At 40.7% G+C, this 22,759-nt stretch carries 18 protein-coding genes and 1 tRNA gene; 17 read left to right on the top strand and 2 right to left on the bottom strand.

Features of this window, described 5'->3' with window-relative positions; translation table 11 throughout:
- Nucleotides 1-172 precede the first annotated feature (172 nt).
- The 11 genes from trmJ (at nt 173) to MTN97_RS14620 (ending at nt 12,841) form a co-directional block, all read left to right on the top strand.
- Complete coding sequence (gene trmJ / locus MTN97_RS14570) at nt 173-898, top strand: tRNA (cytosine(32)/uridine(32)-2'-O)-methyltransferase TrmJ (protein WP_138627298.1); 726 nt, start codon at nt 173-175, stop codon at nt 896-898.
- Nucleotides 899-1,079: 181 nt separating this feature from the next.
- Nucleotides 1,080-1,571 (top strand): Fe-S cluster assembly transcriptional regulator IscR, encoded by a 492-nt coding sequence (gene iscR, locus MTN97_RS14575; protein WP_008113921.1) that lies wholly within the window; start codon nt 1,080-1,082, stop codon nt 1,569-1,571.
- Between the two features lie 24 nt (nt 1,572-1,595).
- Nucleotides 1,596-2,813: an IscS subfamily cysteine desulfurase gene (locus MTN97_RS14580; RefSeq protein WP_036981250.1), complete on the top strand. Its 1,218-nt coding sequence runs from the start codon at nt 1,596-1,598 to the stop codon at nt 2,811-2,813.
- 40 nt (nt 2,814-2,853) lie between these two features.
- The gene (gene iscU, locus MTN97_RS14585) at nt 2,854-3,237 is read left to right on the top strand and encodes a Fe-S cluster assembly scaffold IscU (RefSeq protein WP_008467675.1); all 384 of its coding nucleotides are present in this window, start codon (nt 2,854-2,856) and stop codon (nt 3,235-3,237) included.
- A 9-nt stretch (nt 3,238-3,246) separates the two neighbouring features.
- Nucleotides 3,247-3,570, top strand: a complete 324-nt coding sequence (gene iscA, locus MTN97_RS14590; protein WP_008113924.1) for an iron-sulfur cluster assembly protein IscA — start codon at nt 3,247-3,249, stop codon at nt 3,568-3,570.
- Between the two features lie 70 nt (nt 3,571-3,640).
- On the top strand, nt 3,641-4,168 hold the full coding sequence (gene hscB, locus MTN97_RS14595) for a co-chaperone HscB (RefSeq protein WP_008113925.1): 528 nt from the start codon (nt 3,641-3,643) through the stop codon (nt 4,166-4,168).
- Nucleotides 4,169-4,209: 41 nt separating this feature from the next.
- Nucleotides 4,210-6,072 carry a Fe-S protein assembly chaperone HscA gene (hscA, locus tag MTN97_RS14600; RefSeq protein ID WP_010390592.1) on the top strand — a complete coding sequence of 621 codons (1,863 nt, stop codon included), beginning with the start codon at nt 4,210-4,212 and terminating at the stop codon, nt 6,070-6,072.
- 11 nt (nt 6,073-6,083) lie between these two features.
- On the top strand, nt 6,084-6,422 hold the full coding sequence (gene fdx / locus MTN97_RS14605; protein ID WP_008113929.1) for an ISC system 2Fe-2S type ferredoxin: 339 nt from the start codon (nt 6,084-6,086) through the stop codon (nt 6,420-6,422).
- 439 nt (nt 6,423-6,861) lie between these two features.
- Nucleotides 6,862-8,289: an NAD-dependent succinate-semialdehyde dehydrogenase gene (locus MTN97_RS14610; RefSeq protein WP_248474705.1), complete on the top strand. Its 1,428-nt coding sequence runs from the start codon at nt 6,862-6,864 to the stop codon at nt 8,287-8,289.
- Nucleotides 8,290-8,745: 456 nt separating this feature from the next.
- Entirely contained in the window at nt 8,746-10,287 is a 1,542-nt protein-coding gene (locus tag MTN97_RS14615) for a PAS domain-containing methyl-accepting chemotaxis protein (protein WP_248474706.1), read from the top strand.
- A gap of 4 nt (nt 10,288-10,291) precedes the next feature.
- The gene (locus MTN97_RS14620) at nt 10,292-12,841 is read left to right on the top strand and encodes an EAL domain-containing protein (RefSeq protein WP_248474707.1); all 2,550 of its coding nucleotides are present in this window, start codon (nt 10,292-10,294) and stop codon (nt 12,839-12,841) included.
- Between the two features lie 379 nt (nt 12,842-13,220).
- On the opposite strand, the gene MTN97_RS14625 is transcribed toward MTN97_RS14620, so the two are convergent.
- On the bottom strand, nt 13,221-13,667 hold the full coding sequence (locus MTN97_RS14625) for an REP-associated tyrosine transposase (protein ID WP_069439933.1): 447 nt from the start codon (nt 13,665-13,667) through the stop codon (nt 13,221-13,223).
- 441 nt (nt 13,668-14,108) lie between these two features.
- A tRNA-His gene (locus MTN97_RS14630) sits at nt 14,109-14,184 on the bottom strand.
- Nucleotides 14,185-14,684: 500 nt separating this feature from the next.
- On the opposite strand from MTN97_RS14630, the gene MTN97_RS14635 reads away from it, so the two are divergent.
- The 6 genes from MTN97_RS14635 to wecB all read left to right on the top strand — a co-directional run bounded on the left by MTN97_RS14635 (nt 14,685) and on the right by wecB (nt 22,759).
- On the top strand, nt 14,685-15,503 hold the full coding sequence (locus tag MTN97_RS14635; protein ID WP_013464003.1) for a mechanosensitive ion channel family protein: 819 nt from the start codon (nt 14,685-14,687) through the stop codon (nt 15,501-15,503).
- Between the two features lie 107 nt (nt 15,504-15,610).
- Complete coding sequence (locus MTN97_RS14640) at nt 15,611-16,393, top strand: YdiY family protein (protein WP_248474708.1); 783 nt, start codon at nt 15,611-15,613, stop codon at nt 16,391-16,393.
- Between the two features lie 119 nt (nt 16,394-16,512).
- The gene (locus tag MTN97_RS14645; protein ID WP_248474709.1) at nt 16,513-19,062 is read left to right on the top strand and encodes an SLBB domain-containing protein; all 2,550 of its coding nucleotides are present in this window, start codon (nt 16,513-16,515) and stop codon (nt 19,060-19,062) included.
- A 147-nt stretch (nt 19,063-19,209) separates the two neighbouring features.
- Entirely contained in the window at nt 19,210-19,371 is a 162-nt protein-coding gene (locus MTN97_RS14650; protein ID WP_248474710.1) for a hypothetical protein, read from the top strand.
- Nucleotides 19,372-20,307: 936 nt separating this feature from the next.
- Nucleotides 20,308-21,276 (top strand): Wzz/FepE/Etk N-terminal domain-containing protein, encoded by a 969-nt coding sequence (locus MTN97_RS14655; RefSeq protein ID WP_248474711.1) that lies wholly within the window; start codon nt 20,308-20,310, stop codon nt 21,274-21,276.
- A gap of 364 nt (nt 21,277-21,640) precedes the next feature.
- Nucleotides 21,641-22,759, top strand: a complete 1,119-nt coding sequence (gene wecB / locus MTN97_RS14660; RefSeq protein ID WP_312842964.1) for a non-hydrolyzing UDP-N-acetylglucosamine 2-epimerase — start codon at nt 21,641-21,643, stop codon at nt 22,757-22,759.

Raw genomic sequence — 22,759 nt, forward strand, 5'->3', positions numbered from 1 at the left:
CCCGAACCCCGAACCCCGAACCCCGAACCCCGAACCCCGAACCCCGAACCCCGAACCCCGAACCCCGAACCCCGAACTGATCTTTTAGATCTCGACTATTGAATATAGGATCTCGGCGCGTTTTCATGCTAGAATTTGCGCAATTTTTTTGTACTCGATAAGTAGCACTGTAATGATCTTAGATGATATCCGCATCGTTTTAGTTAACACATCACACTCTGGTAACATTGGTTCAGCGGCGCGCGCCATGAAAACCATGGGATTATCAAAGTTATACCTTGTTGATCCTGCTTGTGAAATAGATAGCCATGCCAGCGCACTGGCTGCAGGTGCGACTGATGTACTAGGTAATGCGGTTATTGTTGATAGTGTTGCAGATGCGATTGCTGATTGTGCATTAACGATTGGTACTAGCGCCCGCTCGCGTACGTTGTCGTGGCCTATGGTAGAGCCGAGAGAATGTGGTGAAAAGCTTGTTGGCGAAGCCGTAAACGGCCCTGTAGCGCTTGTGTTTGGCCGTGAAAACAGTGGCTTAACTAATGAAGAATTACAACTGTGTAATTATCATGTGTGTATTCCTGCTAACCCAGAATACAGCTCACTTAATTTAGCCATGGCTGTGCAAACCTTATGTTATGAAACGCGTATGGCATTTTTAAATCAACAGCCTAAAGCGGAACAACAAGAAGACGACACCCTATATCCATCGTCTAAACAAACAGAATTGTTTTACGAACATCTTGAAGATACCTTGTTTAAAACAGGCTTCATTATTAAGCAGCACCCAGGCATGGTAATGACAAAGCTACGTCGTTTGTTTAATCGTGCTCGCCCTGAAGATGCAGAAATGAACATATTACGAGGTATTCTTACCTCAATTAATAAGTCTATAAAATAGCAATTAGTTATAAATAGCGCCCTTTATTGCTCTACTAATACTTGACTAAATTACTCAGGTAATTACAATAGACTCAATACTTGACCAAAACAGTCGGGTATTGCAAGTTTTTTAGAACCTAGAATACTTGACTAATCTACTCTGGTAATTAAAATTTGCACTCTTTTGTGCGGGGGGCGTTATGAAGTTAACATCAAAAGGCAGATACGCCGTTACAGCTATGCTGGATGTTGCACTACATGCAAATATAGGCCCTGTAGCGCTTGCAGATATTTCGCAGCGCCAAGAAATTTCTTTGTCTTATCTTGAACAATTATTTGCCCGTTTACGTAAAAATGGGCTAGTGAGTTCTGTTCGAGGTCCTGGTGGGGGCTATTTACTAGGACGTGAGGCTGACGTAATTTCAGTTGGCGATGTTATCAATGCGGTAGATGAATCTGTTGACGCTACACGGTGTCAGCGAAGCAATACTGGTTGTCAAAGTGGTATGCGTTGTTTAACCCATACATTGTGGTCAGACTTAAGCGCACGAATTGAAGAATTTTTAAATAATATTACCTTAGCTGAACTGGTTGAAAAGTCGGACGTTAAAGCGGTCGCTCTTCGCCAAGAAAACAGCGTTAATGATGCAATTAAGCAGTTGGAAAATATTCAAGTAAGCTGTCAACTTTAAGGTTGACCTGCAGCGGAGAGAGAAATGAAGTTACCGATTTATTTAGATTACGCAGCAACTACGCCTGTTGACGAACGAGTTGCCAAAGAAATGATGCAATGCCTGACTATGGACGGTAATTTTGGCAATCCAGCATCGCGTTCACACCGTTTTGGTTGGCAAGCTGAAGAAGTCGTTGACCAAGCACGTACTGACATTGCTGATTTAATTAATGCAGACCCACGTGAAATTGTATTCACATCGGGTGCAACAGAATCAAATAACCTTGCGATTAAAGGTGCAGCTCAGTTTTACAAGAAAAAAGGTAAGCATGTTATTACCGCTAAAACTGAACACAAAGCGGTTATCGACACATGTCGTGAACTTGAACGCCAAGGGTTTGAAGTAACCTACATGGACGTTGAAGAAAACGGCTTACTTGATCTGCAAAAATTAGCAGATACCATGCGTGATGACACAGTGCTTGTAAGTATCATGCATGTAAATAACGAGCTAGGTGTGATCCAAGATATCAACACTATTGGTGAAATGTGTCGCGAACGTAAAATTATGTTCCACGTAGATGCAGCACAAAGCGCGGGTAAAGTTTTAATTGACGTGCAACAAACCAAAGTAGATTTTATGTCATTCTCGGCGCACAAAGTATACGGCCCTAAAGGCGTAGGTGCTTTGTATGTTCGTCGTAAACCACGTGCACGTTTAGAAGCACAAATGCACGGTGGCGGCCATGAACGTGGTATGCGTTCAGGAACATTAGCAACCCATCAATTAGTGGGTATGGGCGCAGCATTTAGAATTGCAAAACAAGATTTTGAAAAAGATCACGCACACATCAGTGCGTTGCGTAAACGCCTAATCGACGGCATTTTAACGGATATGGACGAAGTGTACTTTAACGGCACGCAAGACCAATCAGTACCTGGTATTGTCAACATTAGCTTTAACTTTGTTGAAGGTGAGTCGTTATTAATGGCTGTTAAAGATATTGCGGTATCGTCAGGTTCAGCCTGTACATCTGCAAGTTTAGAGCCTTCTTACGTATTACGTGCACTAGGTCGTAACGACGAATTAGCACATAGTTCAATTCGTTTTAGTATTGGCCGTTTTACCACCGAAGAAGAGATTGATTACACCGTTGAGCTAATAAAAAACTCGATTGGTCGTTTGCGTGAAATGTCTCCTCTTTGGGAAATGCACCAAGAAGGTGTTGATTTAGATTCAGTTGAATGGGCGCACCACTAATTAGTGGAGCCCATACCTAGCAGGTAGTGAGGATAGAATTATGGCTTACAGTGATAAAGTAATCGACCACGTAGAAAACCCACGTAACGTAGGTGCTCTAGACAAAAATGATCCGTCAGTGGCAACGGGTATGGTAGGCGCACCAGCATGTGGTGACGTAATGAAATTGCAAATTAAAGTATCGGCAGACGGCGTTATTGAAGATGCAAAATTCAAAACGTACGGCTGTGGTAGCGCAATTGCTTCATCTTCGCTGGTAACAGAGTGGGTTAAAGGCAAAACATTAGACGAAGCTGCGACTATCAAAAATACCGATATCAGCGCAGAGCTAGAATTACCACCAGTGAAAATTCACTGTTCAATTTTAGCCGAAGATGCAATTCAAGCAGCAATTGCAGATTATAAAAGCAAACATACAAACTAAGAGATATTCATGGCAGTGACATTGACAGATGCGGCAGCAAACCGCGTACAATCATTTTTAGCAAACCGTGGTAAAGGCATTGGCCTGCGAGTTGGCATTAAAACGACGGGCTGTTCAGGTCTTGCTTATGTTCTAGAGTTTGTTGATGAGCTAAACGATGACGATGAAACATTTGCGGCCAAAGGCGTTACCTTAATTGTTGACGCTAAAAGCTTAGTTTATATCGACGGCACCGAGCTCGACTACACTAAAGAAGGTTTAAATGAAGGGTTTAAATTTAATAACCCTAACCAAGCGGATGAGTGTGGCTGTGGCGAAAGCTTTACCGTTTAAGCTCAAACTTGTTTTAAGATATAAATAAGCCCTGCCAGTTAATGTAGGGCTTTGTCATTTGTGAGAAGTTATGCGTTATTTTGAGTTATTTGCAATACCGGTTGACTACAATATTGACTTAGCAATGATCAACAAGCACTACTTAGAACTTCAACGTGCTGTACACCCTGATCGTCATGCTAATGCCAGCAGTCGTGATAAATTAATGGCCGTACAAAGTACCGCTGAAATTAACGACGCATTACAAACACTTAAGCATCCGGTTAAACGTGCTGAATATATGTTGAGTGAGCTGGGCGTTGATATTCGCGCTGAGCAGCAAACACTGCAAGATCCCATGTTTTTGATGCAACAAATGGAACTGCGCGAAGAGCTTGAAGAACTTCCCTCTGCAAGTGATCCAGATATCGCTATTGCTAATTTTGAGTCGCAAATAAAGCAATTAAAAGCCCAGTATAGCAACGAATTGGCTGAGCAACTTGCAAGCAACGATGAGCAACAATATCAACACGCTGCTGACAACATTCGCAAATTAAAATTTGTATATAAGTTACAAGACGAACTTGAACGCATTGAAGACAGTTTATTTGACGATTAATTACTTGCTGCAAAGCGAGCAACACGAGTTTAAAGAGCATTATGGCATTATTGCAAATTGCTGAGCCGGGGCAGAGCGCGGCACCACATGAACACAAATTAGCCATTGGAATTGATTTAGGCACTACAAATTCATTAGTGGCAACCGTACAAAGCGGCGAAGCACGCACTATTACAGATGAGTCAGGCGAAGCGATGTTACCCTCGGTGGTTCGTTATCAAGCTGGCGGCATTACCGTGGGTAATGATGCAATGCAAGCAGCTACACTCGATCCGGTTAATACGCTTATTTCAGTGAAGCGCTTTTTAGGTAAAACGCAAACCGAAATAGAACAAAGCTATGGCCAACTGCCTTATCAGTTTTGCGATGATGATGGTGCATTGGCTATTGAAACGGCTGCGGGAAAAATCAGCCCAGTTAAAGCCTCAAGCCATATTTTAAATGCTTTAAAAGTACGCGCTGAGCAAAGCTTTGGTAATCAAGATATTTTAGGGGCAGTGATTACGGTACCAGCTTATTTTGATGATGCACAGCGTCAAAGTACCAAAGATGCGGCTGAGCTTGCCGGTATTAATGTACTGCGCTTACTAAACGAGCCTACTGCCGCTGCCGTTGCTTACGGTTTAGATTCAGGGCAGGAAGGTATTATCGCCGTTTATGATTTAGGGGGCGGTACTTTTGATATCTCTATTCTGCGTCTTAATAAAGGTGTGTTTGAAGTGCTGGCTACCGGTGGCGATTCAAGCCTAGGCGGCGACGACTTTGACTCATTATTAGTTGATTACCTAAAACAAGAAACCGGCGTGACGGGCTTATCTCCTTCGGTATTACGTTTATTTATAAATAAAGCCAAAGCCTGTAAAGAAGCACTCAGCCAATACGAAAAAGTAAATGTTGGCCTTGAGTTTGACGATGAAAAATACATGGTTGAAGTAACGCGAGAAAAATTTAATGAGCTGGCTATGCCACTGGTTAAAAAAACGCTTCGTTCATGTCGTCGTGCAGTAAAAGATGCCGGTATTGAAAACCAAGAAGTATTACAAGTCGTGATGGTTGGTGGTTCAACCCGCATGCCGTTGGTTCGTACTCAAGTTGGCGAATTTTTTGATAAACAGCCACTCACTTCAATTGACCCTGATCGTGTTGTTGCACTAGGTGCTGCATTACAAGCTGACGTATTAATTGGTAACAAACCAGATTCAGACATGTTATTACTTGATGTGTTACCGTTGTCGTTAGGGCTTGAAACAATGGGTGGCTTGGTTGAAAAAATCATTCCACGCAATACCACGATTCCGGTTGCGCGTGCGCAAGAATTTACTACGTTTAAAGATGGTCAAACGGCTATGTCGTTGCATGTTTTACAAGGTGAACGTGAACTGGTTGACGATTGTCGATCGCTGGCAAAGTTCAGCTTAAAAGGTATTCCTCCTATGGCGGCGGGGGCGGCGCATATTCGCGTTACTTTTAAAGTAGACGCTGATGGTTTACTAAGCGTGTCGGCCATGGAAAAATCAACGGGTGTTCAAGCAGAAATACAAGTAAAACCGTCGTTTGGTTTGTCTGACGACCAAGTTGCTAATATGCTTAAAGAGTCGATGAGTAACGCTAAAGGCGATATGCAAGCGCGTATGCTTAAAGAGCAACAAGTTGAAGCGCTTCGTGTAATAGAAGCGATGGAAGCCTCTTTAGCTGCTGATGGTGACTTACTTGAGCCTGAGCAACTAGCTGCGCTGAAAGTGGAAATAAACGAACTTGCAAAAGTACGCGAGAGTGCACAAGAGCCAAGTGAAATAAAAGCGGCCATTGAAAAAATGGATAATGCGAGCAGTGATTTTGCCGCGCGCAGAATGGACGCGTCAATTAAAAAAGCCTTAACGGGTCAGTCAGTAGACAATATATAAGAGAGATTAGAATGCCACAAATTGTTTTTCTTCCCCATCCGGAGTTGTGTCCTGACGGTGCAGCAATAGAAGCGCCCGCTGGCGAAACGGTACTTGATATCGCGCTTAAAAATGGCATTAGCATTCCTCATGCCTGTGAAAAATCATGTGCATGTACAACCTGTCACTTAGTGATCCGTGAAGGTTTTGACTCATTAGATGAAAGTGATGACCTAGAAGACGACATGCTAGATAAAGCATGGGGTTTAGAGCCTGAATCGCGCTTAGGTTGCCAGGCAATTATTAGAGATGAAGACTTAGTGGTTGAAATACCTAAGTACAATCTCAACATCGTTAATGAAGAACACTAGTTTTTAATTAATGACTATCATATTAAAAGCCGCTGTTTGATACAGCGGCTTTTTTGTTTGTATTTGGTAGCAGCGGGTTTACCCCGCGTCTTTTTAAAGGTTAAAGGTTAAAGGCAAAAGGTTAAAGGTAAAAGGTTAAAGGTAAAAGGTTAAAGGCAAAAGGTTAAAGGCAAAAGACAAAGGTTCTAGGTAGAGATTAAGCCAAGCACAGTGTTTTTATTGAACGAAGGCGGGGCTTTACGCCGCGCACATGTAGCAGCGATTTTATATCGCGTCTTTTTAAAGGTTACGAGCGGCGGGTAAATTAAAATAAAAACTCTTGTAGTGTTAACCATAAGGCTGTTTAATTTATCGAAGCTCGAAGCTCGAAGCTCGAAGCTCGAAGTTCGAAGTTCGAAGTTCGAAGCTCGAAGCCCAAAACCCATTTCGGAGGTATATTTTGAGTGATCTTATTTTTTCAGACTCGTTTATAAACGGTGAATTTTATCAAACCAGCACACGCTTTAGTGTTGATGACCCCGCCACCGAACAAAGTATTGTTGATGTTAGCGATATTGACGAGCAAGGCGTAAAAAATGCCATAACAGCAGCACAAGGCGCGTTTGTAAAATTAAAAGCCACCAATGCGACCGAGCGAAGCGAAACCCTGATGCGTTGGTATGATCTAGTAATAAAGCACAAACAAACACTCGCTAAGCTCATGACTAAAGAGCAGGGAAAACCGCTTAAAGAATCGCTAGGTGAAATAGATTATGGCGCTGGCTTTATTAAATGGTTTGCAGAGGAAGCTAAACGCAGCTACGGTGATGTGATCCCCGCCACCGATAACAGTCATCGTTTAACTAGCTTCAAGCAACCTATTGGCGTGGTAGCAGGTATTACGCCATGGAATTTTCCTGTTGCTATGGTGACACGAAAAGTCGCGCCGGCTTATGCCGCAGGTTGTAGTTTTATACTCAAACCTTCTGAGCACACACCATTATGTGCTATCGCTTTAGCTTATTTAGCTGATCAGGCTGGCTTTGTTAAAGGCGCATTTAATGTGCTTGTGTCACAAGATGCCAAAAAGGTTGGCAAAATGCTGACAGACTCAGAGGTGGTACGTAAGTTTACTTTTACTGGCTCTACTGGTGTAGGTAAACAGTTACTCTCTCAATGTGCATCTACAATAAAGCGTACTTCAATGGAATTGGGGGGAAATGCCCCGTTTATAATATTTGATAATGCTGATATTGACGATGCGATTGATGGATTAATGGCGGCCAAATTTAGAAACTCAGGACAAGCTTGTGTTGCAGCAAATCGTATTTTTATTCAGCGTAATATATTAAATGGCGTACTTGAAAAAATTACACCCAAAGTCGCTGCGCTCAATGTTGCGAACGGTTTTGATGAAAATGCCGATATAGGGCCGCTTATTTACCCCAAAGCAAAAGAGAAAGTGCAACAACTGATTAAAGACGCTGTTGATAAAGGCGCTACGCTAATTGGAGATAACAGCAATTTAGGTGGCAGTTTTCAAAACCCATTAATAGTCACCAATGTCACTACACAAATGGATATTTATCACGAAGAAGTGTTTGGTCCTGTATTAACGGTGATCCCATTTGATGAAGAAAGCGAAGTACTTGCGCTTGCTAATGACGTCCCTTATGGGTTAGCTGCGTACTTTTATAGCCAAAACATTAAACAAATCTATCGTATAAGCGAAGGGCTAGAGTTTGGCATGGTTGGTGTAAATGAGGGCGTTATATCAAACCCCGTTGCGCCGTTTGGTGGTGTAAAGCAATCAGGTCTTGGTCGTGAAGGCGGGCATCAGGGTTTAGATGAGTACTTAGAAGAAAAATACGTATGTATTAAGGTGTAATGGTTAAGACTGTTCCGATGAGTTAATGGTTGTAAGATAAAACCCGCTTAAATGTTGCTAGATAATGGGCTAAATGTTACCTTTTCAATATATATTTTCGTAAAAAATTTCTATAAGTAGAAATACCCCCGTGTGTAAATGCCACCATCTGGTGGCATTTTTTTATCCTTATTTTTGGCGTCCTTTATCTTTAAAGTCTAAACTATTCTTAGCTCAGTTGTATTTTGTTCAAATCCTATTTTAAAATCGAGTTTTTCGTAATTATAACTCTTTATTACATATATGTAATTTTGTAACTGTATGTTTTTAAATGTATATTTTATTAAGCTGAGGTGTAATATGAAGTTTCAGACTCTTTTGAACTGTTAGAATATAGCAATAATTTATAATTGTGTTTTATACATTTATAAATTAACATCCCGCAAGTTAGTATAGAAGCATCATGAAGACCCCACTATGAGTAGAAAAAATCAAGCAACGGTAGACCAGGAGGTTTCGTTTGGCATTGACGAAGAATTAGTTTCTACAACAGATTTACGAGGCGTTATCACTTATGCAAATGATAGCTTTTGTAAAGTTTCAGGGTATACCATCAATGAGTTAAAAGGGAAAAACCATAATATGGTTCGTCACCCAGACATGCCACCTGCGGCATTTGGAGATATGTGGTCTCATTTAAAAAGCGATACCGCTTGGCGAGGAGCTGTAAAAAATAGATGTAAAGATGGGCGTTATTACTGGGTTGATGCATTTGTTACCCCTATTTACGAAAATGGTAAAAAAGTAGGTTATCAATCAGTTCGTCAACAACTCCTTCCAGAATATAAACACCGCGCAGAAAAGCTATACCAGCGTTTAATTAACGGTCAATCAATTACGCCTTTAAGTGAAAAATTAGCTGCATTTAAATTGCCGCTATTTATTGGTTGTGCAGCTTTAATTGCTTGGTTAACAAGCTATATGTTCTGGTTATGTTTATTCTTTGTTCCTCTGCCTTTTATTATTTTTTACGAAGAATTAATTCGCTCGCCAAGCAAAATCAAAAAAACCAAGGCAGGCCCAGATAGCGTATCTCGGCATATTTATTCTGGTAGCGATAGCCTCAGCTACAGTGATTTTCAGATTAAATTACTTGAGGGTAAAGTAACGACCATTGTTGGGCGTATTATTGATGGTACTTTAAGCCTTAGCAAAGGAGCTGATTCGCTTAAAGTTTGTGCTGAAGCTGCGCAGGCTGGCGTTGAAAAAGAAGCATCAGAATTATATCAGGTATCCTCTGCGGTTGAGGAAATGGTGCATTCAATTGATGAGGTCGCTAAAAATACCTTAGTAACCAACCAACGTGTTCAACAAGCTCACCAAGACTGCGAAAATGCAACGCAAGCTATGTCAGGCACTATGCGAGAGGTGTCGTTACTTGCAACTGAAGTTGATAACTCAGCAAGTTCTGCGAGCGAGTTAGCAACAGAGGCTGAAAAAATTGGTGGTATAATGCAAGAGATACAAGGGATTGCCGATCAAACAAATTTACTTGCACTTAATGCCGCTATAGAAGCTGCGCGTGCCGGCGAGCACGGTAGAGGGTTCTCGGTTGTTGCTGATGAAGTGCGTGCGCTTTCAAGCAGAACGCATACAGCTACAGAGCAAATTCAAGTCTCTATATCTGAAATGCAATCTACGTTACTCAATTGGTCAAAAACAATGGCAGCTGGCAAAAATGCGGCAGAGACCTGCGTTAAAGAAACGCGAAATAGCCAAGATATCGTCTCAAAAGTCTATGCGGCAATTACTGATATTTCTGATTTAGCAACGCAAATATCAACGGCAGCAGAAGAGCAAAGCATGGTATCGCAAGAAATTAGCCGTAATATTTCAAATATTAGTAGTGCGTCTTCAGATAACTTAGCCCAAGCGCATAGTGTAGGCGCAGAGTCTAATACGATAGAAAAGTATTCTAAAGCATTAGCATCACTAGGTCTTTCTTTTAAAATAGGTTAATAACGTGAGCAAGAATAGCAAGCCGGTAGATATAGGCGCAGCCTATAAAGCACCGTATTCTCAATGCGCAAACTTAAGTGCGCAATTGAGTGCATTGCAACAAGAAATAAAAGCCGATTACTTATTTATTGCCTCTGTTGATGAGGATAAATCAGCTACTACGCAGTTAGTTCTATCCAATACAGAGGTGATTGAAAACTTTTCTTATAGCCTTGAAGGTTCGCCATGTGAGCTCCTTTTAACTCAAAGTATTTGCTTTATTACCCATAAATTACAGCAAGATTACCCTGAAAATAAGCTGTTACAGGTAATCAATGCCAATGCCTATATTGGGGCTGCGATTTTAAATGATGATGGCTTACTAACCGGTGTGTTAGTTGGCCTTTATTTTAATGCGCATCAAGATTTAGAATCTTATAAATCGATCTTGTTAAGCTTTGCTAATTATACCAGCGCGTACTTACAAAAATGTTTCTTAGAAAATAAACCAAGTTCGCAAAAGCTGCTTACTAATGCAGTTGAAAGTATGGCAAAAGTGGGGAGTTGGCAATATACAGTTTTAACCGACGAGTTATACTTCTCACCTGAAGTTTATAAAATTTATGCGCTTGCTGCTGATAGTAAAATAAATACCGCTCAAGCCATCGCTCATTACGCAGGTGAAGAACAAGTGCGTATTAGCCAGCTCTTTAGGCGATTACAAACATTAGGTCTTCCTTATTGTGAAGACTTTGAGTTTGTAGATGCTCATGGCAATAAAAAGTGGGTACGGACGAGTGGTCACCCTGTTTTTAATGATGATCATCAGGTTATTAAAGTGTATGGTGCTTTCGAAGATGTCACTTTAGAATATGAATTAAAGGCCAAGGTTGATGATAAAAATAATCGCCTTGAAGCTATTTTAAATAACTTAAATGATGCAGTGATCACTATTAATCAGCAAGGTGTTATTCTTCACTGTAACTCAACCGCATTAACTATGTTTGGCTATAAGCAAAATGAAATGCTTGGCTTGTCGATTAACAACTTAATGCCTGAGCCTTATGCATCTAAACATCACTCGTATATGCGAAATTATGAGCAAACAGGTGAGGCTAAAATTATTGGTGTTGGTAGGCAACTACCTGCAAGAAAAAAAGACGGCACTACTTTTCAAATAGAATTGTCACTTACCAAAGCAGTTAATGAGCAAAACGTTGAATATATTGGTGTAGTTAGAGATATTAGTGAAAAACTCAAAGCGCAAGATACCATTTATAACTTAGCCTATTCAGATCCCATAACAGGATTAAAAAATAAGCGATGGTTTGAACGCGAATGCAGAAGTTTACTTCAAAGTGCCAGCATTAATAATGGCTACATATATGCAGCATTATTAGATATGGACAAGTTAGCGCAATTTAACTTTAAGTACGGTATTGAGGCGGGCAACGAAGCACTCATTTTAACGGCTAAAAAACTATCAAATGCGGTACAGGGCGAGTACAAGCTATACAAAAGCGGAGTCGATTCTTTTTTAATTATAAGCGCCAATGTAAGTAATGATTTATCCTACCTAGAGCAACAACAACCAAGTATAGACTCTAAATTATTAGCGCTAGATAACTTCTCACATAAGATCAATGATCTTGATGTGGTACTAAGCGCCTCGTTGGGCAGTACAATTATTAATGCGAGTAGAGACTCCTATAGCTCTATGTTTGATAAGTTGGAATACGCACAAAAACAAGCAAAAAAACTAGCACCATTTGGTTATTACTTTGCAGATTTAGATGCATTAAAACGTTACGAACGTACCAATAAGATTCGCTATTTACTAATAAATGTTGATAAAAGTGATGAATTAACACTGGTACTACAGCCACAATTTAATAATGAAAATACCTTTAATTCAGCCGAAGCATTATTACGTTGGGATTCTGAGGAATTGGGCGTAATAAGCCCTAGAGAATTTATACCCCTAGCAGAAGAGAATGAAGCCATTATTAAAATTGGCGATTGGGTGGTTGATCAAGTATGTAAGTTGCTGCATGAAGTCAGCCGAGCAGGAAAAAACACCTGTATTGCCGTAAACATTAGCGCTAAACAAATTGTAGCCCCCGATTTTAAGGAAAAATTGCTCGCCAGTGTTCATAAGTGGCAAGTGTCACCACGTAACTTAGTGATAGAGCTGACCGAAACGACTTTAGTGTCAGACATCGAACTAGTAAAAGAGACTATGCTTGAACTTAATAAAAAGGGCTTTCGGTTTTCAATTGATGACTTTGGAACAGGTTATTCAAGCCTAAGTTATTTGAAAGAGTTGCCAATTTCTGAGCTTAAAATAGATAAATACTTTGTCGATGGCATTATGGATACTGATGATAATTCAAGTAAAACTATTGTGAATATGATCATCGACATGGCCAGTGCTTTAGGCGTAAACAGTGTTGCTGAAGGCGTTGAAGAACCCGCGCAATTTAATTATTTAAAGCAACGCGGTTGCAACTTATTTCAAGGCTATTTATTTTCAAAGCCATTGCCTATTGAGCAGTGGAAAGAGCGCCTTCAATAACCAGTTAAAACAAAGGTTCTAGGTTTTAGGCAGAGATTAAGCCAAGCACAGTGTTTGTGTTTAACGAAGGCGGGGGGTATCCCGCGCACATGTAGCAGCGATTTTATACCGCGTCTTTTTAAAGATTAAAGGCAAAAGGGTAAAGGCAAAAGGTTAAAGGTAGAGATTGAGCCAAGCACAGTGTTTTTATTGAACGAAGGCGGGGGCATCTCGCACACATGTAGCAGCGATTTCACATCGCGTCTTTTAATGCACCATGACGTGGGGTAAACCCACTGCTACAGGAGTTGTTTTTAATTTATGTAGCAGCGATTTTGTATCGCGTCTTTTAATGCACCATGACGCGGGGTAAACCCACTGCTACACGTCGGCTGTAATATTAAACATAAACGCAATCCCAGTAAGGGTAATCTGCAACATTGGCTATTAACTTTGCCCTCAAAGGATTGGCAATAATATAACGAGCGCTTGCTATAAGATCTTCTTCATTACGAATTAAATGATCGTAATATCCTTTTTGCCACAATCTATAAACTTCAAACTGATAAAAACTCGCGGCAGTTCTACCTTTAAAAAGACGAACTACATTTGAAAGCGTATTGTTTGAAAGTATTTGAAATTGCCAATGTAAGTGGTCTGGCATAATAACAAATGCGATTGATTTTATTCGTTGTTCTCGTTCTAGCTCTCGCATATGTTTTATTAAACAACGATTCATATTAAGTTTAGTAAAAAGCTTATTACGATTATGGGATACCATAGTGACAATATAGTAATGATTAGTTAATGAGACCCTCCCTTTCCTGAGTCTATAAGCCTTCTTCATAGCGAGTCCTTGCGCATAAAGAATAAAGTGTAGCAGCGATTTTATATCGCGTCTTTTTAAAGGTTACGAGCGGCGGGCTGCGAGGTGCGGGTAAATTAAAATAGCCTGTAGGCGGGGCATCTCGCGCACATGTAGCAGCGATTTTATATCGCGTCTTTTTAAAGGTAAAAGGTTAAAGGCAAAAGACAAAGGTTTTAGGTTAAAGGCAGAGATTAAGCCAAGCAAGGTGTTTGGTTTAAACGTAGGTGAGGTGTTATGTGCGCACTTATATGTTTTGAGATAATGGCTAAAGCGTAAATACGGGAAATAGGCTGTGTAACATGGAATGAACCAGCGGCTACTGATAAGTGTGTATTATTTTTATTTTAAATTTGGTTTTATGAAGGCCAGGGATTATTAAGAAGCTAACTTTAGATATTACTGAGGGAACTTAGAAAATAGTGGGGCGATTGACGGGGCTCGAACCCGCGACAACCGGAATCACAATCCGGGGCTCTACCAACTGAGCTACAACCGCCACTACATACACCTTGTTTGGTGTGGCGCGCATAATACATAATATCCCCATGCTTGTGAAGCAAAAAATCAAAAAAATTAAATTTATTATAAATATTCTATATTTAAGCTATTGGCAACGGGCAACGGGCAATGGGCAACGGGCAACGGGCAACGGGCAACGGGCAACGGGCAATGGGCAACGGGCAACGGGTGACGGGCAACGGGTGACGGGTAACGGGTGACGGGCTTAATACCTAAAACCTAATACCTAAAACCTAATAACGACGCGGGGTAAACCCGCTGCTACGGATATAAAAACCTTGCGATATTAACCTTAAGGTTTTTAAATACCTCGAACCTCGAACCTCGAACCTCGAACCTCGAACCTCGAACCTCGAACCTCGAACCTTGAACCTTGAACCTAGAACCTCGTAAAACGCTGTTGCAAACATGTATTAAAGATTTACAATACAATAAACAACACCGCTAAACTGTTTAATAACACTATCAGGAGTTAATATGGATTCAATACTCAATTGGCTGAATGAAAATTCAGGCTTAATCTTACACTACGGTATTCAAGCAGTCATAGCGCTTGTTATATTTTTACTGGGCGGACGAATTGCTAAATTTTGTGCAAAGTTAACCGAAAAAGCATTCGACAAGAAAAAAGTAGATAAAGCGGTTTCATCGTTTGTCTCTAGTATTGTATATGCCATTGTATTTGCAGCCACTATTTTAATGGCGCTGTCACAAATTGGCATCGAAACCACATCATTCATTGCTATTTTAGGTGCGGCAGGTTTAGCCGTTGGCTTAGCACTGCAAGGGTCGTTATCTAACTTTGCGTCAGGCGTATTAATTATTCTACTTCGCCCATTTAAATCAGGTGACTACGTTGAAGCTGGCGGTAAAGCCGGTACGATTAAAAAAATCGAAATATTTTCAACAGAAATGCGCACACCCGATAACAAAGTTATTGTAATGCCTAATTCAAAAATCATGTCAGATGCAATTATTAACTACTCGCGCGAATCAACACGCCGCGTTGACCTTGTGATTGGTGTTGGCTACGACGCCGACTTACGAAAAGCAAAAGAAGTACTTAAATCAGTACTTGATAACGAATCGCGTATTTTAAAAGATCCTGCATACAATGTATCAGTTTCTGAACTTGCCGATTCAAGCGTTAACTTTATCGTACGCCCTTGGGTTAACTCAGAAGATTACTGGCCAACATACTGGTCGTTAATGGAAAATATTAAAATAGCGTTAGACGACGCAGACATTACCATTCCATTCCCGCAAATGGATGTACATTTACACAAGCAAGACTAATTTTTTAAAATACTTATTTATTAAGGCAGCGCTCAAATTCGATTTATTAATATGCGCGTTGCCTTTTTAATAGGTATTAATACATTTTTTATAGGGTTATTTTTTTAATGAAACTTAAGCTTTTATCAATTTTAGTAGCAGCCTCAGCTACAACCAATGCATTTGCATCAGAAGATGAGCAAAAAACCTGGGAAGTTACCAGCGAAGTAGGCGCTATTATTACCAGCGGTAATACCGAAACAACCACGTTAAAAGGCGGTATTAAAGTATTGCATAACTTAGAAAGCTGGAACAATGAGTATAAGTTAGACGGCATCTACAAAGAAGATGAAGTAGAAAACGACGACGGCAGCAAAGAAAAACAGCGTACTAACGAAAAGTACTCTATTTCAGCGCAGGGTAATTACAAATTAAACGAAAAGCACGCTCATTTATTTATTTACGGGTCGCATGTTTCTGATTACTTTGGTGCATACCGAAGTGAGTCGGTTATTTCAGCGGGTTATGGTTTACGTTTACTAAACGAGTCAAACATGAAACTAAATGCTGAAATTGGTCCAGGTTATAAGTACTTTAAATACCCAGATGTAAGCGAAGAGGTTGATGAAAACGGCAACTCACTAGCGGGTGAATACGAAGGCGAAGTGATTGCGCTAGGTAAAGTAGACTTTAGCTGGAAAATTTCAGACAACGCGCGCTTTACTCAGTTAGTATCAGTGGAGTACGGTGATACTAATACCAAAACTCGCTCAGAAACTGCGTTACTTACTAAAATTAATGGCTCACTGCAAATGAAAGTGGCCTATAATATAACCAATAACTCAGACGTTGCAGATGACAAAGAAGCAACTGATACAGAAACCTCATTAACATTGGTGTATAGCTTTTAAGCAATAGTGTTTTTAATAACAAATATGTAATAAAAGAGGCTGCGGCCTCTTTTTTAATCATGCAAAAATGGTGTATACTACGCGCATTATCGACTGTAGAACTAGGGAAATACCTACTCGTGAACTTTTTTAAATACTTTATTGGTGCGCTGGTTTTAATCAGTAGCTTTAACGCATTGGCTTTTACTCCAAATGCATCGCAAATAGAGCAATTTAAAAAGTTGCCTAAGTCTCAACAACAGGCTCTTGCAAAACAGTACGGTGTAGACTTATCAGTAATAACTGGGTCAAGCCAATCAAGTAATCAACCTCAAGTTGAAGAACTAACAATCGGTCCTCGTTTAGTACAACAAGAGCAAGCAGCAAAAGCAGAACCAACAAAACAAAATCCTAATACAGTTAAGCCATTTGGTTATGAACTTTTTGCCGGTGAACCAACTACATTTATGCCTAGTGAAACGTCAGCAGTGCCTGACACGTATTTAGTTGGTCGAGGCGATCAGCTATTAATAAACTTTTATGGTAAAGAAAGCGCGAGCTTTGAAGTTATTGTTGATCGCGAAGGGCGCATTAGCATCCCTGATTTGAGCCCGGTACAAGTCGCTGGCTTAACTTTTTCTGAGGTAAAGCAGTTAATTAAGTTAAAAGTTGAGCAAGAAGTTATAGGTGTAAAAGCCTTTGTATCACTTGGTCAACTGCGCAGTATGCGTATTTTAGTGCTAGGCGAAGCGTATAAGCCGGGTAGCTATAGCGTTTCGTCGCTTACTACAGTGTCTCATGCTTTATTTGTAAGTGGTGGGGTGTCGGATATTGCATCATTACGTAATATTCAAGTTAAGCGGGCTGGTAAAGTAGTTGCTAATTTCGATTTATACGACCTACTTATTCACGGTGATAGCAGTAACGATATTATTTTAAAACCCGGCGACGTGGTATTTGTACCTTCGGTGGGCGCACAAGTTAAAGTAGAAGGATTAGTTAAACGCCCTGCTATTTTTGAGCTTAAAAAAGGCGAAACAGCAAAAGAGCTACTGGCAATGGCTGGCGGCTTAAAGCCCGGTGCCTATACTAAAAATGCACTAGTAGAGCGCTTTAATAACAACCGTAAAGAAGTACTAACCGTAGACTTTTCGGCAAATAAAATTAATTACATTCCGCAAGACGGCGACCGTATTCGTTTTAACACCATAAGTGCACAATATAAAAACTCAGTTAACTTGGTCGGTGCTGTAGTGCGCCCTGGTAGTTACCAATGGCACCAAGGTAAACGTATATCTGATGTACTTAAGTCGGTACGTGGTGACTTGTTGTCGCAGGCTGACTTAAGTTATGGCTTAGTGGTGCGCGAAATAAACATAAATGGTGACATAGAAGTACACCAGTTTGATGTAGCTCAAGCAATTGTTAAAAATGCCCAAAACGACTTAACGCTAAATGCTAACGACAAAATACTTATATTTAGTGAATTTGAAGAAAAACGTGATGAAAAGTTAACGTTAGCAGCAACGGGCTCAGGCACTAAAAAAGATACCACAATTGAGCAAGCTGCTAGCCAAGCAGGAGATAGTAACCAGCTAAGTGCTGCTAGCTATACACCTTATAGCCGTAATAATTTGTTAGCACCAATAATTAAAAAGTTAAAGCGACAAGCGTCTACTCAGCAAGCTATTCAGCTAGTTGAGGTGAATGGTAGTGTTACTTACCCAGGCGTTTACCCATTAACAGTAGATGCTGAAGCAGCAGATTTAATCACAGCAGCAGGTGGTTTATTGGAGTCGGCTTACACCAAACAAGCCGAAATTACCCGTATGGTAAATGGCGATGCTTCAAATGTTGAGCACATTAATATAGACCTTGCTCAAGTATTGAGTGGCAATGCACAAGGCCTTAAATTACAAAGTAAAGACAGCTTAAATATTTTTACCATTCCTAACTGGCAAGAAAACGTAAAAGTAACCCTTAAAGGTGAGTTGCTATTCCCAGGTACGTACACCATTCGCCGCGGCGAAACACTAACCGATTTATTAAACCGTGCCGGTGGCTTTACTAACTTTGCCGAGCAAAAAGCAGCGGTGTTTATTCGCCAATCGGTTAAGCAGCAAGAGCAACAACAACTAGCCCGTTTAGCTACTGAACTACGCCGCGATGTAGCATCAAAAAGCTTTCAAAATTCAGTAAGTAGTAGTGCGCTTTCGTACGACGAAATGAACAAACTACTTAACGACTTAGCCAGTGTGGAAGCAGTTGGGCGTTTAGTTATCGACCTACCACTAATTGCTAAAAACCAGCAAACACTAGTGCTACAAGATGGCGACACTTTATATGTTCCAAGCAAGCGCGACTCTATCAGCGTAGTGGGCGAAGTTAACTACGCCACCACACACCTATATAAAGCAGGCGTTAGCCTAGACGACTACCTAGAGCTAAGTGGTGGTTTAAAAGAGCGTGCTGATGACGACCGTATTTACATTATAAAAGCCAACGGCGCAGTAACTATACCTAACTCAGGTAATTGGTTTGCTCCTGGTAATGAGCAAATGTTAGAACCAGGCGATACCATAGTAGTGCCAATGGACGCAGGGCACATGGATAAGCTAACGCTGTGGAGCACCGCAACGCAAATACTTTACCAACTAGGCGTAGCAGTAGCCGCGATAGGCAGCCTGTAATATAGGGTTATAAGCAACGGGTATCGGGCTGTGGGCTATTAGCTAAGGGCTAAGGGCTAAGGGCTCGAAACTCGTAGCCCGTGGCTCGCAGCTAAAATGTTTTTTTAAAAGCGGGGTTTTACGCCTCGCAAACGTAGCAGCGACTTTATGTCGCGTCCGTTAGTGTTTTTATTCACCACAGAGGGTAAAGAGCAGTTATTAGCTGTCATTTTTCAGCAAGCTTTTTCTCAGTGTAGCGCGCAGCGCCTCGGTGTACTCTGTGGTTCAAAAATGATTTTGTATGCGGGGCTTTACGCCTCGCAAACGTAGCAGCGACTTTATGTCGCGTCTATAGTGATTTTATTCACCACAGAGGGTAAAGAGAACATAGAGGAAAATATCAGTTGTCAGTTGTCAGCAGACTTTTTTCTCAGTGTAGCGTGCAGCGCCTCAATGTACTCTGTGGTTCAAAATGATTTTTAAAGCGGGCTTTTAGTCCGCAGGTTTTTACTTAAAGGTTATGAGCATTAGCCTAGAACCTAAAACCTGTTTTTTTATCAGACCGTAGGAACTGCAACCTAGGGGCGGAAGCGTGCCCGAAGGGCTAGACAAGCAAATAGTTTTGCTTTCAAGCTGGAGCGAGAGGAGCTCTGCGACGAACTGGAACGTGAAGCGTGCCTGAAGCTCGAAACGTCTGTTAGTGTTTTATTCACCACAGAGGTAAAGAGAATGCAGAGGAAAAGAGCAGTTATAGCTGTCATTTTTCAGCAAGCTTTTTCTCGGTGTAGCGCGCAGCGCCTCAGTGTACTCTGTGGTCTAAAATGATTTTTAAAGCGGGACTTTACGCCTCGCAAAGGTAGCAGCGACTTTATGTCGCGTTAAAGTGATTTTATTTACCACAGAGGGTAAAGAGAACACAGAGAAAGAGAACAATGACATCTATTTAGGTTTTATTTGTCTTATCCTCTCTGTGTAGCGCGCAGCGCCTCGGTGTACTCTGTGGTTCAAAATGATTTTATATGCGGAGCTTTATGTCGCGTAAATGTAGCAGCAGGTTTGGTGTTACAAAGGACGAGCAAAAGTCCCTAAAACCTAAAACAATAACTTGACCTAATGTTTTTGTTATACAATTTTTTGATAGCTGATAGCTGATAGCTGATAGCTGATAGCTGATAGCTGATAGCTGATAGCTGATAGCTGATAGCTGATAGCTGGTAGCTGATAGCTCGCGGCCAGAAGCCACTCACTAGAACTTATGAGATTTAAATGGAAAACAACTCAAACAATCTAAACCAAGCAAATACACCAATGCAAAACCCCAACATCGCCGACGACGAAATCGATTTACGTGAGCTCTTTGCGGTAATTTGGCAAGGAAAATGGTTAATAATAGCAATTACAGCACTGTTCGCAGTTGCATCGGTTATTTATGCCATTAACCAACCTAACATTTATAAATCAGAAGCGTTGTTAGCGCCTGCAGAGCAAGAAGGTTCTGGTGGTTTGGCGGGCTTAGCAGGTCAGTTCGGTGGTTTAGCGAGTTTAGCAGGTGTAAATTTAGGTGGTGGTTCGAGTAATAAAGCACAATTAGCCATTGAGGTATTAAAATCACGCCAATTTACCAGTGACTTTATTCAAAAACACAATATATTAACTGACTTGATGGCTGCTGAGTCTTGGGATATGCAAACGAATATAGTTATTTATGATAGCGAGATATTCGATGCTGAAAACAATAAATGGGTGCGTGAGGTTAAAGCGCCTTTTAAACCAGAGCCATCTATGCAGGAAGCGTTTAAGGTTTTTAGCAAAATAATAAGTGCAAGTACTGATAAAGAAAGCGGTATGGTTACCGTGTCGGTAGAGCATGTATCTCCTAGTGTTGCCCAGCAATGGGTTAGCTGGTTAATACAAGATATTAACCAAACCATGAAAGAGCGAGATGTGCAAGAGGCTATAAAAAGCACTGACTTTTTAACCCAACAGCTAGAACAAACTAAAATAGCCGATATCCGTGCGGTACTTTATAAGCTAGTTGAAGAGCAAACTAAAACAATTATGTTTGCTAAAGTACGCGACGAATATGTATTTAAAACGATTGATGCAGCCCTCGTGCCAGAAGAAAAGTTTAAACCTAAGCGTGCATTAATCTGTGTACTGGGTGTTCTTTTAGGCGGAATGCTAAGTGTAATGATAGTATTGATCAGACACTATATAGCCAAGGATAAAGACTAGAGCTCAGAACTATGGGCTCGCGGCCCGAAGCCTATAAGCCTAGAACCTAATTCCTAGATATATAGAGGGCCTATTGGGCACTTTTTATAAAAAGTATAAAAACAAGCAATTACAATGAGATAGTCTAAATTGACTGTCTCAATTTAGAAAAAAGTGTCTCAGTGAGTTGTAATAAAGCTGAGATAAAAAATTGTAAAAACACAACTTCATAATGAGCAATCGGTTACTCAGAGTGTGAATGCTGGGATGTTTTACACCGTAAAATAGTAGGTTTTAACTCCCTAGCGCCTTTGAAGTTGACATATAAGCGTAACTAAATATGGTTATGCTAATAGCAAAATTTAATTTATTAAAGGATGAAAAAGTGAAAGTATTAACGGTATTCGGTACTCGCCCTGAAGCTATTAAAATGGCTCCACTGGTTCATGCTCTTGCCGCTGATGAGCGCTTTGAATCAAAATGCTGTGTAACAGCGCAGCACCGTGAAATGCTAGACCAAGTACTAGAGCTGTTTAAAATTACGCCAGATTACGATTTAAACCTAATGAAAGCGGGCCAAACATTGCCTGAAGTTACTAGTCGTATTTTATTAGAGTTAACACCAGTACTAAAAGAGTTCAAACCCGATGTAGTACTAGTACATGGTGATACAGCAACCACTTTCGCAGCAAGTTTAGCAGCATATTACGAGCAAATAGCTGTAGGGCATGTTGAGGCAGGATTACGAACAGGTAATATTTACTCACCGTGGCCAGAAGAAGGCAACCGTAAACTAACCGGCTCTCTTACCAAGTACCATTTAGCACCTACCGAAAACTCAAAAGCCAACTTACTTAAAGAAAATGTCGCAGCTGAAAACATATCGGTAACAGGTAATACGGTTATTGATGCGTTATTGCTAGTTAAACAACAAATAGAAAATGACATCGATTTAAGTAATACACTAGCTGCACAGTTCCCAATGCTTGACGAAAATAAAAAGCTTATTTTAGTTACCGGACATCGTCGTGAAAGCTTTGGTGGTGGGTTTGAGCGTATTTGTGAGGCGTTAGCGAAAACAGCTAAAGCGCACCCAAATACACAAATACTGTACCCAGTACACTTAAACCCAAATGTTCAAGAACCGGTAAAACGTATTTTAAACGATGTAAACAACGTACATTTAATTGAACCACAACAATACTTACCTTTTGTGTACTTGATGAATCGCGCACATATAATTTTAACTGACTCAGGCGGTATACAAGAAGAAGCCCCAAGCTTAGGCAAGCCTGTATTAGTTATGCGTGATACCACTGAGCGCCCAGAAGCCGTAGATGCAGGAACAGTTAGGTTGGTTGGCACTGATATAGCAAAAATAACCTCAGCATTAAACGAGCTCTTAACTAATGACGAGTCATATAAAACAATGAGTCGTGCCCATAACCCGTATGGCGATGGTAAAGCTTGCCAACGTATTTGCGATATTTTAGCAAAAAGTTAA

Source organism: Pseudoalteromonas sp. 2CM36K (genome assembly GCF_023161865.1).
Classification (GTDB): domain Bacteria; phylum Pseudomonadota; class Gammaproteobacteria; order Enterobacterales; family Alteromonadaceae; genus Pseudoalteromonas; species Pseudoalteromonas tetraodonis.

What these genes read in the sequence shown, in the direction of transcription:
- trmJ (WP_138627298.1), top strand. Translation starts at nt 173, where the DNA reads ATGATCTTAGATGATATCCGCATCGTTTTAGTTAACACATCACACTCT.
- iscR (WP_008113921.1), top strand. Translation starts at nt 1,080, where the DNA reads ATGAAGTTAACATCAAAAGGCAGATACGCCGTTACAGCTATGCTGGAT.
- MTN97_RS14580 (WP_036981250.1), top strand. Translation starts at nt 1,596, where the DNA reads ATGAAGTTACCGATTTATTTAGATTACGCAGCAACTACGCCTGTTGAC.
- iscU (WP_008467675.1), top strand. Translation starts at nt 2,854, where the DNA reads ATGGCTTACAGTGATAAAGTAATCGACCACGTAGAAAACCCACGTAAC.
- iscA (WP_008113924.1), top strand. Translation starts at nt 3,247, where the DNA reads ATGGCAGTGACATTGACAGATGCGGCAGCAAACCGCGTACAATCATTT.
- hscB (WP_008113925.1), top strand. Translation starts at nt 3,641, where the DNA reads ATGCGTTATTTTGAGTTATTTGCAATACCGGTTGACTACAATATTGAC.
- hscA (WP_010390592.1), top strand. Translation starts at nt 4,210, where the DNA reads ATGGCATTATTGCAAATTGCTGAGCCGGGGCAGAGCGCGGCACCACAT.
- fdx (WP_008113929.1), top strand. Translation starts at nt 6,084, where the DNA reads ATGCCACAAATTGTTTTTCTTCCCCATCCGGAGTTGTGTCCTGACGGT.
- MTN97_RS14615 (WP_248474706.1), top strand. Translation starts at nt 8,746, where the DNA reads ATGAGTAGAAAAAATCAAGCAACGGTAGACCAGGAGGTTTCGTTTGGC.
- MTN97_RS14625 (WP_069439933.1), bottom strand. Translation starts at nt 13,667, where the DNA reads ATGAAGAAGGCTTATAGACTCAGGAAAGGGAGGGTCTCATTAACTAAT.
- MTN97_RS14635 (WP_013464003.1), top strand. Translation starts at nt 14,685, where the DNA reads ATGGATTCAATACTCAATTGGCTGAATGAAAATTCAGGCTTAATCTTA.
- MTN97_RS14640 (WP_248474708.1), top strand. Translation starts at nt 15,611, where the DNA reads ATGAAACTTAAGCTTTTATCAATTTTAGTAGCAGCCTCAGCTACAACC.
- MTN97_RS14650 (WP_248474710.1), top strand. Translation starts at nt 19,210, where the DNA reads ATGTCGCGTCCGTTAGTGTTTTTATTCACCACAGAGGGTAAAGAGCAG.
- MTN97_RS14655 (WP_248474711.1), top strand. Translation starts at nt 20,308, where the DNA reads ATGGAAAACAACTCAAACAATCTAAACCAAGCAAATACACCAATGCAA.